The organism is Micromonospora sp. NBC_01412 (assembly GCF_045040215.1).
In the GTDB taxonomy this organism is placed as follows: domain Bacteria; phylum Actinomycetota; class Actinomycetes; order Mycobacteriales; family Micromonosporaceae; genus Micromonospora; species Micromonospora rubida.
On the sequence record NZ_CP109528.1, the window covers coordinates 4965124 to 4978461 of the forward strand.

Here is a 13338-nt window from a genome sequence, read left to right on the forward strand (position 1 = left end):
GGGTATGCGCAGCGCTCAGAAGAGCTGCGCGAGTTCACCTTGACCGGTTCCGATGGGGGTCAGACGGTCGCCGTGCAGGTCGGCGTCGGCGCGGTGTTGGTGCCGGTCGAGGAGCCGAGGAAGCCGAAGGCGGTCTTCGCCCCGGCGGCCAGCGTCCCGTTGTACGCGACGTTGCGGGCGGTCACCGTGGATCCGCTGCTGGTCACGGTGGCGTTCCACGACGAGCTGACCTGCTGGCCGTTGGCGTACGTCCAGGTCACCGTCCAGCTCTTGATCGCCGACGCGCCGGCGGTCACCTCGACCTCGCCCTGGAACCCGCCGGTCCAGGAATTGGTGACCCGGTAGGTCGCCGCGCAGCCACCCGTCGCCGGGGGCGTGGTGGGCGGGGTCGTCGTCGGCGGGGTGGTGGTCGGCGGGGGCGTGGTGGGCGGGGTGGTGGTCGGCGGCGTGGTCGGGCCACCACCGCCGAAGTCCACGTCGCTGCACAGGTAGTACGACTGGTCCAGGTGGCTGGCCTGCCAGATGGTGTAGACGATGTGCCGGCCGGTGCGGCCCGGCGCGTTCGCCGGCACCTGGATCGACACGCCCTGCGCCTCCGGCGTCCACTGTGACGCCGGGGTGTTGCCGATCTGGCCGGCCAGTTCCAGGTCGCTCCAGGCGAGCGGCTTGGTGAGCGCGTTGAAGCCCTGCTTCGTCACGTACACCCGGATGTAGTCGGCGCCGTGGCTGGCCTGGTCGTAGAATTTGATGCGGAAACTGTTCGTCACCGGCGAGGTCTTCCACGCGCCGACGGTGTCGAGCGCGTTGTACCGGCCGCTGGAAGTGTGGCCGGCGCTGCACAGCTGGCCGTCCGGGATGGCGGCCTGGTGGTTGCCGGCGACGCCCTCGCGGAACAGGCCGTTCCAGTTCCACATGGCGTTCGGGTCGGCCTGCCAGGCCTGCCAGCACATCGGGTCCAGGGTGGCCATGTTCGGGTTCTGGAAGTCGCTGCCCCAGCGCTGCCAGCAGCCGTAGTTGCGGGACGCGGGGTCGACGACCGAGCCGTGGGCGGAGACGGAGTTCGCCAGGGCGGTGGTGAGCAGCAGCGCGACGACCGCGCCGACGGCGAGCAGCCAGGCTGCCAGGCGCGGCGTGGAACGCCTGCGGATGAGGGTGGACATGGGAGCCTCCGGGTGAGAGGTCGGACTGCGACGACGCCCGGACGGCGGGAGTTGCCCCTCCCGTGCCGGCTCGTGCTGATCCCGCGGCGGCTCCTGCCTGCGCAGATTTCCACACCCATTCGCCTATGTCAATGGACAGCGCTTTCCCGGCGCATCGGGGTGTGCGGGATGCCGTCCTCGACGTACTCGGGCCCGCTGACGGCGAAGCCGTGCCGGGCGTAGAAGCCGGCCAGGTGGGACTGCGCCTCCAGCACGCACGGCCGGTCGCCCACCACGGCCAGGGCCTCGGCCATCAGCCAGCCGGCGTACCCGCCGCGCCGGGCGTCCGGCGCCACCACCACCCGGCCGATCCGCGCCACGCCGCCGGGGTCGGCCAGAATTCGCAGGTACGCCAGGACGGTGCCGTCGCGGGTCAGCCAGAGATGCCGGGTGCCCGGTTCGACGTCCCGGCCGTCCAGTTCCGGGTACGGACACGCCTGCTCCACCACGAACACGTCGATGCGGAGTCGGAGCAGGTCGTGGAAGGTGCGAACGTCCAGCTCGGCAAAGGAGGCGAGTCGGGCCTCGACGGTCTGTGGCGACATCCGGCGATGGTAGGCGCCCGCGCCAGCCGGGACGCGGTGGCCCTTCCGAGCGGCCGGCGTCCTCGGTGTCGGCGGGCGCGGACGCCTACCGTCCCCGCTCGGCGGCGGGGGCGTCCGCTGTCACCGATCAGCGAGGGCGGGCGCCGACGGCGTCGCGGATCTCCGCGCCCCGGTCGCCCGCCTCCTGCCGGGCGCAGTGGGCGCAACAGAAGAAGCGCCCCGAGACCTCGACCCCGTGGCCGACGATCTTGACCTGGCAGTGCTCGCAGATCGGCGCCAGCCGGTGCGCCGCGCATTCGAAGCAGTCGAAGGTGTGCACGTCTCCGCTGACCGTGCGCACCTCGAACGCCATCCAGTAGTCGTTGCCGCAGACCTCGCACGTCGCCATGGCCGGACCCCCCGAGAAAAGGAACACGTGCCCCACAGCGTGCGGCAGCGGCCCGATCCGGGAGGCCGGAACGGCCGAAGCCGACCGTCGCGGCGGCGTGTCGGGCCGGCGTGTCGGGCGCCCCGCGCCTCAGCCCTGTGCCGGCTCCAGCCGGACGGAGATCGAGTTCACGCAGTGCCGGGCGTCCTTCGGGGTGAACCCCTCGCCCCGGAAGACGTGGCCGAGGTGACTGTCGCAGCGCGCGCAGCGGATCTCCGTACGCCGCATGCCGTGGCTGTTGTCCTCGATCTCCCGCACCGCGCCCGGGATCGCGTCGTCGAAGCTCGGCCAGCCGCAGTGCGAGTCGAACTTCGTGTCACTGGGGTACAGCTGCGCCCCGCAGGCGCGGCAGTGGTAGACGCCGGGCGTCTTCGTGTCCACGTACTCGCCGGTCCATGCGGGCTCGGTGCCGGCCTCGCGCAGCACCCGGAACTCCTCCGGGCTCAGCCGGACCCGCCACTCGTCCTCGGTGCGGGGCAGTTCGTTCTCGTCAAGACTCACCCCACAACGGTACGTCGGGTGTCGGTGCCGTGGCATATGGTCTCGGGATGGGCGGCACCACGAAGGCAACGGCCACGGAGATCGAGGTGGCCGGCCACATGGTTCGACTGACCAGCCCGGACCGGGTGATCTTCCCGGAGCGGGGCTTCACCAAGGCGCATGTCTTCGGCTATTACGCCGCCGTGGGCGAGGGCATCCTGCGCGCCCTGCGGGACCGCCCGACCACGCTGCAACGCTTCCCCGACGGCATCGCCGGGGAGATGTTCTTCCAGAAGCGGGTGCCCACCCGGGGCGTGCCGCCGTGGGTGCGCACCGCCCGGATCAGCTTCCCCAGCGGCCGGACGGCCGACGAGCTCTGCCCGGCCAACCTCGCCCACGTGGCCTGGGCCGCCCAGATGGGCACCGTCGTGTTCCACCCGTGGCCGGTGCGCGCCGACCACGTCGACCATCCCGACGAGCTGCGGATCGACCTCGACCCGCAGCCGGGCACCGACTTCGCCGACGCGGCGACGGCCGCCGGCGAGGTGCGGGCCCTGCTCGACGAGCTGGGCGCGACCGGCTGGCCGAAGACCTCCGGCGGCCGGGGCGTGCACGTCTACCTGCGGATCGCGCCCCGGTGGACGTTCACCGAGGTGCGCCGGGCCACCATCGCGCTGGCCCGGGAGCTGGAGCGCCGCCGCCCCGACCTGGTCACCACCGCCTGGTGGAAGGAACAGCGGGGCGAGCGGGTCTTCGTCGACTACAACCAGATGGCCCGGGACCGCACGATCGCCTGCGCGTACTCGCTGCGGGCCAACGCCCGGGCCACCGTGTCCACCCCGGTCACCTGGGACGAGCTGCCCGACGTGGACCCGGACGAGTTCCACCTGGGCAGCGTCCCGGCCCGACTGGCCGAGCGGGGCGACCCGCACGCCGGCATCGACGACGCCCCGTGGGACATCACGCCGCTGCTGGAGTGGGCCGACCGGGACGCCGCCGCGGGCCAGGGTGACATGCCGTACCCGCCGGACCACCCCAAGATGCCGGGCGAGCCGAAGCGGGTCCAGCCCTCAAAGGACCGCGACCGCCTGCGCTGACCGCCTGCGCTGACCGCCCGCGCTGAGCAGCCGGGCCGTTCACGTCGCCCGGCCGGTCGCCCGGCGCTCGCGTCGCCCGGCCCTCCGGCTCAGCGGCGCGGGCCCATCATCGCCGCCACGGCCTCCGTGGCCGTCCGCAGGTCCACGCCAGTCGCATCCCGGTACGCCCTGATCGCCTTGAGCTTCTCGCCCCGGGCCAGGTGCTCGCGGACCCCGGGCGGCATCGGCCGCTCGTCCACCACCCCGAGGTGGTCCATCACCAGTTGCAGGCGCCGCTCGATCTCGGCCAGCCGTCGTGGCGTGTTCCGGTCCTGCCGCGGCCCGGCGAGCTGGGCGACCAACAGCAGCACGACAACGATGGTCAGCACGGTGAGGATGATGTCCATGACCGCCATCCAAGCATGTCGACGCCCTGACCGGCGGCCACGGACGGGGCAGGGCGGGCCGACGATCCGGGCGGCCGCCATAACGGTCGGATAACGGGCGCGAACCTTTCCGGACCCGCAGCGAGTCATTGTGATCGTCGGCCCGCTGGGCCCAGGAAGGCGGCGCGATGGCGATGGTGTGGAGGCGGGCCCGGGCGGCCCGAGGGCTGCTGCTCGCCGCGGTGGCGGCGGCCCTGGTGGCGATCGCCCTAGTCACCGGGTTGGCCGACTACAACAGGCGGGCCGTCGACGCGGGGCAGCGGGCGGTGCTCGCCGCGTCCCCCGCGCAGGAGCGGAGCCTGCTGGTCAGCGGCTCCGGTGGCGCGGACCGGGCCGCCCACGCCGCCCGGGACCGGGCCGTCCGGGCCCGCTTCGCCGACGGGCTCGGCGGGGCGTCCGTTGCGGTGCGCGGGGCCCGCTACGGAACCGGACGCGAGCTGACCGGCGACCTCGGGGCGGCCCGGGTCGGCACCGATCCGGTCTTCGCCGAGCTGACCACCCTGGAGGACCTGACCGGCCACGCCGACCTGGTCGCCGGGCGGCAGCCCGAGCGCGGGGCCGAGCCGATGCAGGCGCTGCTGCCCGAACGGGTCGCCGGACTGCTCGGCCTGACCGTCGGCGAGCGGGTGCCGCTGCGGGACCGGGCCACCGAACGGACCAGCCAGGTGGAGGTGGTCGGGATCTTCCGGCCCCGGGACCCGGCCGGTTCGTACTGGAGGCTCGCGCCGGGCGCCGTCGCCGCCGGCTCCGCCACGTCGTACGGGCCGTTCCTGCTCGACCCGGCCGACTTCGACCGGACCTTTCCCGCCACCACGTCGGCGTCCTGGCTGGTCGAACCCGATCTGGCCGCCGTCGAGCCGAGCCGGCTGGGGGCCGTGAAGCGGGCCGTCGCCGCCGAGGTCGCGGAGCTGCCCGAGGCGACCGGGCTCGGCTCGTCCGCCCGGAGCGTCACCACGATGGACCGGCTGATCGACCGGCTCAGTCGCGCCGACCTGGTAGGCCGTTCCTCGCTGCTCACCCCGCTGCTGCTCATCCTGGTTCTCGGCGGCTACGCGCTGGTGCTGGTGGCCGCCCTGTTGAACGAGGATCGCCGCGCGCAGACGGCGCTGCTGCGCGCCCGGGGTGCGGCCCGACGGCAGATCGCCGGCCTGGCAGCCCGGGAGGCGGCCCTGGTGGTCCTCCCGGCCGCGCTGCTCGGGCCGCCGCTCGCCGCCGAGGCCCTGCGCCACGTCGGCCGGGACCAGGCGTGGTCCGACCCGTCGGTTGCGGGCAGCACGCTCACCTGGGCGGTCGCCGCCGCCACTGCCGCCGGTTGCCTGGTGGCCATGGTGCTGCCGGCGATGCGCCGGGCCGGCACGTACGTCGCCGACCTGGCGGCCCTGTCCCGGCCGAGCCGGGCCGCCACGGCCCAGCGGGCCAGCGCCGACCTGGCCCTGGTCGGCCTGGCCGTGCTCGCCTGGGTCCAGCTGCGGCAGTACTCCTCCCCGCTGGCCGGCGCGGGCGGCCGGCTCGGCATCGACCCGCTGCTGGTGGCGGCGCCGACGCTGGGCGTGCTGGCCGGCGCCGTGCTCGCGTTGCGCCTGCTGCCGCCGGCCACCCGGTTCGCCGAGCGGTTCGTGGACGCCCGGCCCTGGACCGCCACGATGCTGGGCATGTGGCAGGCCGGCCGGCGCCCGCACGCCGGCCCGGTGCTGCTGCTCGCGCTCGCCGTGGGCGGCAGCACCCTGGCCTGGTCGCTGGTCACCACCGGGGAACGGTCGCACGTCGACCAGGCCGACCACAGCGTCGGCGCCGACCTGCGGCTGGTCGAGCGCTCCGGGGCCGCCCCGGCCGACCGGGCGGGCCGGCTGGCCGGGGCACCCGGCGTCGACCGGGCGCTGCCCGCCTGGCGCGACGACATCCGGGTGGGGCGCGAGGACCTGCCGGTCAGCGTGCTGAGCGTCGACGCGGCGGCGGCGCCGGGCGTGGTCCGGTTCGATGATCGGCTCCTCGACGAGCCGGCCCGGGCACTGTTCGACCGGCAGGTACGCGGCCGGGTCGCGCCCGCCGGCGTCGAGCTGCCCGCCGGCACCCGACGGCTCACCGGCACCGTCCGCACCCCGGTCACCGGGCTCCTGCGCCCGCACCGGGTCGCGGTGTCCGTGCTGCTCACCACCGCCGACGGCGGCGCCTGGACGCTGCCGCTGGCCACCGGGGGCAGCGACGGCCGGCCGGTCCCGGTGGCGGTGGACCTGCCCGACACCGGTGGCCGGGTCTACCGGCTGGCCGGCTTCGAGGCCACCGGCGGCCCGGCGCTGGGCTCCAACTACGGGCTGGAGGTGACCGGGCTGCGCGCGGTGGATGCCGCCGGGACGACGAGCCCGGTGCGGCTCACCGGCGACTGGGTGACCCGGGTGGACGAGCCGGAGCAGGCGGAGCCGGTCCGGCTCGACGACGACGGCGGGCTGCGCACCGGCCGGTGGGTCGCGATCGTCGAGGGCGGCCGGTTCGCGTCGCAGCCGTCCAGCCGCTTCGCCGTCGTGCCGGTCGGGGACAATCCGCCGGTGCCGGCGTTGATCACCCCGCAGGTGGCCCGGGCGCTGAGCGTCGGCCGGGGCGACACGATGCAGGTCAGCCTCTCCGGGGCCACCCTGTCGGTCCAGGTGGTGGGCGAGGTCGAGGCGGTGCCGGCCACCGGATCGGCCGCCGGCATGCTGCTGGACCTGCCCGCCGCGGTCGACTGGCTGATCCGCGCCAAGGGCGCGGTCCGGCCGGTCTCGGAGTGGTGGGTGCGCACCGACCCCGGCGGGTACCCGGAGGCGGCACGGGCGGTCGCCGACCTGCCCGGGGTCACCGTGCTGGACCGGCGGGCGACGGCGGCGGAGGCCGACCGCGACCCGTACTGGCTCGGCACCCGCACCGGCCTGCTCGCGGCGGCGCTGGGCTCCCTCCTGCTCGCCCTGGTCGGGCTGGGCGTGGACGTCTGGGCCACCGCGCGTCGACGGATCGGGGAGCTGACCGTCCTGCACACGCTGGGCGCCACGCCACGGCTGCTGGCCCGCGCCCTGCTCGCCGAACAGGCCTTCCTGGCCGGGATCGGCGTCGCCGTCGGGCTGCTGGTCGGCGCCGGGGTGAGCGCCACCATGGCCCCGCTCGTGGTGCTCACCCGGGCGGCGGACCGACCGGTGCCGGAGGCGGCCTTCGCGCTGCCCTGGCTGCCGGTCGTCGGCACCGCCCTCGGCCTGCTGCTGGCGGCGCTCGCGTTCAGCACGGCGATCGCCACCGGCATCCGCCAGCGGCTGGCGGCGGCGCAACTGCGGTTCGGCGGTGACCAGTGAGGAGCATCGGCGTGGTCGCCGTCCGGCGTGTGCCGGTGGCGGACGTCGGCGGCATGGTCGCGGTCTGGCGTTGGCCGGCGGAGTGCGTCGGCGTGGTCCGGCGTGGTCCGGTGGAGGGCGTGGTCGCGGTCCGGCGTGTGCCGGTGGAGGGCGCCGGCGTGGTCGCCGGCCGGCGGAGATCAGTCAACGGCGTCGGCGCGGTGGCGGTCCGGCGCGGGCCGGTGGGCCGCGGCGGCGCGGCCACGGATCGGGGGAGAGCAGTGAGTGCAGTGACCGTGCGTCCCGGGGCGGGCAGCCGATGACCGGGGCCGCCCGCCGGGTGCGGGCCTTCGGCGGGCAGTTCCTGCTGCTGGGCGTGCTGGCCCTGGTGGCCGTGCTGTTGGTCACCGGGATCCCCCGCGTCGCCGACCGGCTCGTGCAACAGGGCCTTCGGGAGTATGTGGCCGGCCGTCCGGTCGCCGAGCGGGACCTGACTCGGAGCACCGCGGAGGTATCGATCGAGGGGGGCCAGGGGCCGATCAGCGCGGCGTGGGGCCGCGACCTCGACGCGTTCGAGGCGGCCATGCCGCCCCCGGTCCGGGCCGCCGTGGAGAGCCGCTGGTACGTCGCGGAGACCGCGTTCGGCAGGCTGAGGGGGCCGGATCTGGCGGCGAAGAATCTCTTCGTCGTCTCCCGGCTGCGCGTGATGCCCGGCGTCGCGGAGGCGGCGACCCTGGTCGAGGGGCGCTGGCCGGCCGAGGCGCCCGGGCCGGGCCGGCCGGTCGAGGTCGCGCTGGCCGCCGACACGGCGCGGAAGGTGAACCTGCGTGCCGGCAGCCGCCTGGGCTGGGCCGAGGAGCAGGGGGCCACACCGCTGTCGCTGCTCGTGGTCGGGGTCTTCGAGCCGACCCGACCGGCGGACGGGATCTGGGACGGGCTGCCGCCGGTCCTACGGGTGACCGAACCGGCCGGCGACGGGCAGCCGTACGAGATGGTGGCGGTGACCGGCGACGCCGGCCTGGACGCGGTGGCCGCCACCGGCGGGCCGGTCCGGTTCTCCTGGCGGTACCGGCTGGGCGGCGACGGCATGGACGTCGCCGATCTGCGCGGCGTCATCGACGGCGTGCGGCGGCTGGTCCGCGAGTCCCCGCCGGGGCTGAGCGTCACCCAGGCGGTGGACGTCCCGTTGCAGCAGTTCCTCGACGCCGTCTCCGCCGCGCGGACGCTGCTCGCGGTGATCGCCGCCGGGGTGCTCGCCACCCTGGCCGGGTTGATCGGGCTCGCCGCCCGGCTCGCGGCCCGCCGCCGGGAGACCGAGTTCGCCCTGCTGGTCGCCCGGGGCGCCGCACCGGCCAGCGGCGCGCTGCGCAGCCTCGCCGAGTCGCTGCTGGTCGTCCCGCCGGCCGCGGCGCTGGGCTGGCTGCTCGGCCGGCTGCTGCCCGGCTCCGGCGGCGGGGTGGTCTGGCTGGCCCTGGCCACGGCGGCCCTGGCCACCCTGGCCCTGCCGCTGGCCACGCTGGGCGTCTCGGCCGCTTCAGCCGTCCCGGGCGGCCGGCGCGACCTGGTGACCGCCCGCCCGGGTGGCCGCCGGCTGACCGTGGAACTGCTGGTCGTGGTGCTGGCCGTGCTGGCCGTCGTGCTGCTGCGGCGCCGGGGCCTGACCCCGGGGTCGGTCGATCCGCTGCTGATCTCGGTGCCGGTGCTGCTGGCCGTCGCGGCGGCGGTGCTCACGCTGCGGCTCTATCCCTGGCCGCTGCGGCTGCTGAGCCGGGTCGCCGCCCGGCTGCGGGGCAGCGTGACGTTCCTCGGCGCCGCCCGGGCGAGCCGGTCGGCCGCCACCGCGCCGGTGGTCGTCGTGGTGGTGGCGATCGCGACGGCGGCGTTCTGCGCCGTGGTGGCCACCGGTATCGAGGCCGGTCGGGACCGGACGGCGACACTGGCCGTGCCGGCGTCCGCGCTGGTCGACGGCGAGCGGCTCGCCCCCGACACCGGTGCCGCGCTCCGGGCGCTGCCCGGCGTCCGGCGGGCCACCCCGGTCGTGCGGGACACCGCGCTGCGGATCGCCCACCCGCGCGGCGCCGACGCGGGGCTCGCCGCCGTCACCGTGTTGCTGGTCGACGGGCCCGGGCTCGCCGAGGCGGCCCGGGACGCCGGGCTGACGGTGTCGGTGCCCCCGCAGCTTCGGGGCGGCCCCGCCCAGGGGCCGGCACCCGCGCTGGTCTCCCCGGCGCTCGCCGCCGACCTGGCCCGCAAGGGTCTCGACGGCTCGGCCCTGGTGTCCGTGCAGGGACGCGGCTACCTGTTCCGGGTGGCCGGCACTGCGGACGGCTTTCCGCTCGTCCCGTCCGCCACCGACCGGTTCGTGGTGCTGCCCTGGCAGGCGCTGCCCGCCCAGGTGCCGACCGGCCCGGTGCCGACGGCCTTCCTGGTCTCCGGCGACGGGTTCGACGTGGAGGCGCTGCGGCAGGCGGGCGACGAGGGGCAGCGCCGCTACCAGACCGACGGCACCGTCGTCGCGGGGGAGCGACCTCGCGGCGCCGAGGTGACCACCTGGCGGGGCGCCCGCGACTCCCTCGGCGGGGGCGGCGCGAACGGCCTGCTGTTCTTCGGGTTCGCCGCCGGCGCGGGCGGCGGGGCCGTCCTCGGCCTGCTGGCGATCGCCTTCGCGGTGCTCGCCGGGGCGCGCGCCCGGGGGCAGGTGCTGTCCCGGCTGCGCACCCTCGGCCTGTCCCGTCGCCAGTGGCGCGCGCTGCTGCTGGTCGAGTTGACGCCGCTGGTCGCCGTCGCGCTGCTCACCGGCGCGGTGACGGGCGCGCTGCTGCCCCTGCTACTCACCCCGGTGCTCGGGCTGGCCGCGTTCACCGGGGGCACACCGGTCCGGGTCGCGTTCTCACCCGGGCTGGTCGGCGCCGTGCTCGTGGTCGGCGCGGTGGCGCTGGCCCTCGCGGTGACCGTGGAGACGCTGAACAACCGCCGGCTGCGCCTCGGTGAGGTGCTGCGGCTCGGAGAGGAGAGCTGAGATGACAGCCACCGTGGAGGCGTCCGCCGTACCGGACCTGGCCGCCCTGCAGCAGCGGGCCGCGCAACGCGCGGCCGAGCGGGCCGGCGGACAGGACCGGCTGCGCGGGCACATCGTCTGCGACGGCCTGGTACGGATCTTCAAGTCCGACGGCATCGAGGTGGTCGCGTTGCAGGGCCTCGACCTGGTCATCGACCGGGGCGAGCTGGTCGCGATCGTCGGGGCGTCCGGGTCGGGCAAGTCGACCCTGCTGAACATCCTGTCCGGGCTGGACACCCCGACCGCCGGCATCGCCCGGGTCGCCGAGTACGACCTGCTCGCCCTCTCCGCGCGCCGCAGGCTCAGCTACCGGCGGGAGATGGCCGGTTTCGTCTGGCAGCAGACCGGGCGCAACCTACTGCCGTACCTGACCGCCCTGGAGAACGTCGAGCTGCCGATGAAGCTGGCCGGGCGGCGCGGGCGGCGGGTCCGCCGGGGTCGGGCCCGGGAGCTGCTCGACCTGGTCGGCGTGGGCCACCTCGCCGACCGGCGGCCGGGGCAGCTCAGCGGCGGGGAGCAGCAGCGCTGCGCGATCGCGGTGGCGGTGGCCAACGACCCGGAGGTGCTCTTCGCCGACGAGCCGACCGGGGAGCTGGACGAGGCCACCGGCGCCGAGGTCTTCGCCGCGCTGCGGCAGATCAACGCGGAGCTGGGGGTGACGGTGGTGGTGGTGACCCACGACCACGCCGTGGCCACCCAGGTCCGCCGGACCGTCGCGATCCGCGACGGCCGGACCTCCTCCGAGGTACGCCGCACCGCCCGAATCGGCGCGGACGGTGCCACCGAGCTGGTCAGCGAGGAGTACGCGGTGCTCGACCGCGCCGGCCGGATGCAGCTTCCGGCGTCCTTCGTGGACACGCTGGCCCTGCGCGACCGGGTACGACTCAACCTGGAACCCGACCACGTCGAGGTGCGGCCGGGCGACCGGGCCGACGCCGAACGGAGTGATGCATGACCGAGCAGCCGTTTTCACGTCCGACGGCCACCGTCACCACCGAGGAGGTGGTGCGGGTGACCGGGTTGAGCCGCACCTTCGGCCGGGGCGAGCGTGCCGTGCACGCCGTCCGGGACGTCTCGTTCACCGCCGGCAAGGGCGAGCTGGTCGCCGTGCAGGGGAGGTCGGGGGCCGGCAAGACCACCCTGCTGAACCTGGTCGGCGGCCTGGACCGGCCGGACTCCGGGCAGGTCCGGGTGGCCGGGCACGACCTCGGCGCGGCCGGCGAGCGGGAGCTGCTGCGGCTGCGCCGGGGCACCGTCGGCTTCGTCTTCCAGACCTTCGGGCTGATCCCGATCCTCTCCGCCGCCGAGAACGTCGGGGTGCCGCTGCGGCTGGCGAAGGTGCCCGCCGCAGAGCGGGAGGAGCGGGTGTCGGTGCTGCTGGAACTGGTCGGGCTGGGCGGGCACGCCGCGCAGCGCCCGTACGAGCTCTCCGGCGGGCAGCAGCAGCGGGTGGCGCTGGCCCGGGCCCTGGCCAACGAGCCGGACCTGCTGATCGCCGACGAACCCACCGGCCAGCTCGACTCGGAGACCGGCCGGTCGATCATGGACCTGCTCCGGGCGCTGGTGCACGCGCGCGGCATGACGGCCCTGGTCGCCACCCACGACCCGGCCCTCATCGAGCTGGCCGACCGCACCCTGACCCTCCGCGACGGTCACCTCCTCCCCACCTGACCCCACCCCCTCGGCACCCCGCGATCTTGCACTTCCGGCCCCCCGGACGGACGCTTTGCCCGGTTTTTCCCGGCCCTAACTGCAAGATCGCGGGAGCTGTGGGGTGGGGTTTGGGTTTGGGGTCAGAGGGCGAGTTTCATGCCCTCGTGGGTGGCGGTGAAGCCGAGGTCGCGGTAGAAACGGTGCGCGTCCGTGCGGCTCTTGTCCGTGGTGAGCTGCACCAGCGCGCAGCCGCGCCGCTCGGCCTGGTCGATCGCCCAGCGCATCATCTCCCGCCCCAGCCCCTGCCCGCGGCGGTCCGAGCGCACCCGCACCGCCTCGATGAGCGACCGCTCGGCCCCGTGCCGGCCGAGCCCGGGGATGTAGGTGATCTGCATGCAGCCCACCAGCGCTCCCTCCTCGTCGGCCACCACGAGGTGGTTGCGGGGGTCGGCGGAGATGTCCGCGAACGCCCTCTCGTACGCCTCGTCGACCTCGGTGAAGTCGCGGGCCTTGCCCAGCATGTCGTCGGCCAGCAGGGCGATGACGGCCGGCAGGTCGGCCCGGACCGCCTCCCGGAAGATCACAGTACGCATGGCGTCAGCCTGGCACAGCGACCCGGGGCGATGCCCCGGCGTACCGGTTGCCGGCAGGGGGCAACATGATGCGGCATGGACGTCCTGCTGCTGCCGTTCCGCTGGGTCTACCGGGGGCTGGTCTGGTTCGCCAACTCGCCCCGGACGCTGATCGCGTCGTACCTGTTGATGATCATGGTGGCCGGGGTCATCTACAGCCACGTGGAGCACAAGAGCGCCACCGACTCAGTGTGGTGGGCGGTGGTGACCGCCTCCACCGTCGGGTACGGCGACATCTCGCCGACCACCGGCGCGGGACGCGTCCTCGCGGCTCTGCTCATCTCGACCATGGTGCTGCTGGTCATCCCGCTGATCACCGCGCACTTCGCCAGCCAGTTGATCGTGGACGACGACGCCTTCGAGCACGCCGAGCAGGAGGAGCTGAAGGCCGACGTGCGGCGGATGCGGGCGCTGTTGGAGGAGTTGGCGACCCGGCACGGGATCGTCCTGCCGGCCGAGCCGGCCCCCTCGCCCGCCCCGCCGCAGGCGGCCGGAAGGCGTGGCCGGGGCCGCCGCTTCGGGTGAG

General features: G+C 75.3%; 13 protein-coding genes. 7 read left to right on the forward strand and 6 right to left on the reverse strand.

Annotated features, from left to right (window positions below):
• Positions 1–59: 59 nt before the first annotated feature.
• The 4 genes from OG617_RS22690 to msrB form a co-directional block, all read right to left on the reverse strand.
• Complete coding sequence (locus tag OG617_RS22690) at positions 60–1160, reverse strand: lytic polysaccharide monooxygenase (protein ID WP_405095016.1); 1101 nt, start codon at positions 1158–1160, stop codon at positions 60–62.
• 128 nt (positions 1161–1288) lie between these two features.
• On the reverse strand, positions 1289–1744 hold the full coding sequence (locus OG617_RS22695; RefSeq protein ID WP_405095017.1) for a GNAT family N-acetyltransferase: 456 nt from the start codon (positions 1742–1744) through the stop codon (positions 1289–1291).
• Positions 1745–1871: 127 nt separating this feature from the next.
• Positions 1872–2132, reverse strand: coding sequence for a Prokaryotic metallothionein (locus OG617_RS22700; RefSeq protein ID WP_396680231.1), 261 nt, complete (start codon positions 2130–2132; stop codon positions 1872–1874).
• 129 nt (positions 2133–2261) lie between these two features.
• Positions 2262–2672, reverse strand: a complete 411-nt coding sequence (gene msrB / locus OG617_RS22705; protein WP_396680229.1) for a peptide-methionine (R)-S-oxide reductase MsrB — start codon at positions 2670–2672, stop codon at positions 2262–2264.
• Between the two features lie 47 nt (positions 2673–2719).
• On the opposite strand from msrB, the gene ligD reads away from it, so the two are divergent.
• Complete coding sequence (ligD, locus tag OG617_RS22710) at positions 2720–3748, forward strand: non-homologous end-joining DNA ligase (protein ID WP_405095018.1); 1029 nt, start codon at positions 2720–2722, stop codon at positions 3746–3748.
• 89 nt (positions 3749–3837) lie between these two features.
• Here ligD and OG617_RS22715 read toward each other — a convergent pair whose 3' ends face one another.
• Positions 3838–4134 (reverse strand): hypothetical protein, encoded by a 297-nt coding sequence (locus OG617_RS22715; RefSeq protein WP_405095019.1) that lies wholly within the window; start codon positions 4132–4134, stop codon positions 3838–3840.
• A gap of 167 nt (positions 4135–4301) precedes the next feature.
• Here OG617_RS22715 and OG617_RS22720 point away from each other — a divergent pair, with 167 nt between their 5' ends.
• Genes OG617_RS22720 through OG617_RS22740 form a run of 5 tightly spaced genes read left to right on the forward strand, consistent with a single transcriptional unit; the run spans position 4302 to position 12198 of the window.
• Positions 4302–7490 (forward strand): FtsX-like permease family protein, encoded by a 3189-nt coding sequence (locus tag OG617_RS22720; RefSeq protein ID WP_405095020.1) that lies wholly within the window; start codon positions 4302–4304, stop codon positions 7488–7490.
• 11 nt (positions 7491–7501) lie between these two features.
• Complete coding sequence (locus tag OG617_RS22725) at positions 7502–7792, forward strand: hypothetical protein (RefSeq protein WP_405095021.1); 291 nt, start codon at positions 7502–7504, stop codon at positions 7790–7792.
• On the forward strand, positions 7789–10488 hold the full coding sequence (locus OG617_RS22730) for an FtsX-like permease family protein (RefSeq protein ID WP_405095022.1): 2700 nt from the start codon (positions 7789–7791) through the stop codon (positions 10486–10488). The genes OG617_RS22725 and OG617_RS22730 overlap by 4 nt, the downstream gene beginning before the upstream one ends.
• A 1-nt stretch (position 10489) precedes the next feature.
• Positions 10490–11482, forward strand: coding sequence for an ABC transporter ATP-binding protein (locus OG617_RS22735; RefSeq protein WP_405095023.1), 993 nt, complete (start codon positions 10490–10492; stop codon positions 11480–11482).
• Positions 11479–12198 (forward strand): ABC transporter ATP-binding protein, encoded by a 720-nt coding sequence (locus OG617_RS22740; RefSeq protein WP_405095024.1) that lies wholly within the window; start codon positions 11479–11481, stop codon positions 12196–12198. The genes OG617_RS22735 and OG617_RS22740 overlap by 4 nt, the downstream gene beginning before the upstream one ends.
• 122 nt (positions 12199–12320) lie before the next feature.
• On the opposite strand, the gene OG617_RS22745 is transcribed toward OG617_RS22740, so the two are convergent.
• Positions 12321–12773 carry a GNAT family N-acetyltransferase gene (locus OG617_RS22745; RefSeq protein WP_405095025.1) on the reverse strand — a complete coding sequence of 151 codons (453 nt, stop codon included), beginning with the start codon at positions 12771–12773 and terminating at the stop codon, positions 12321–12323.
• Between the two features lie 75 nt (positions 12774–12848).
• On the opposite strand from OG617_RS22745, the gene OG617_RS22750 reads away from it, so the two are divergent.
• Positions 12849–13337, forward strand: a complete 489-nt coding sequence (locus OG617_RS22750; RefSeq protein ID WP_405095026.1) for a potassium channel family protein — start codon at positions 12849–12851, stop codon at positions 13335–13337.
• Position 13338: the final 1 nt, after the last annotated feature.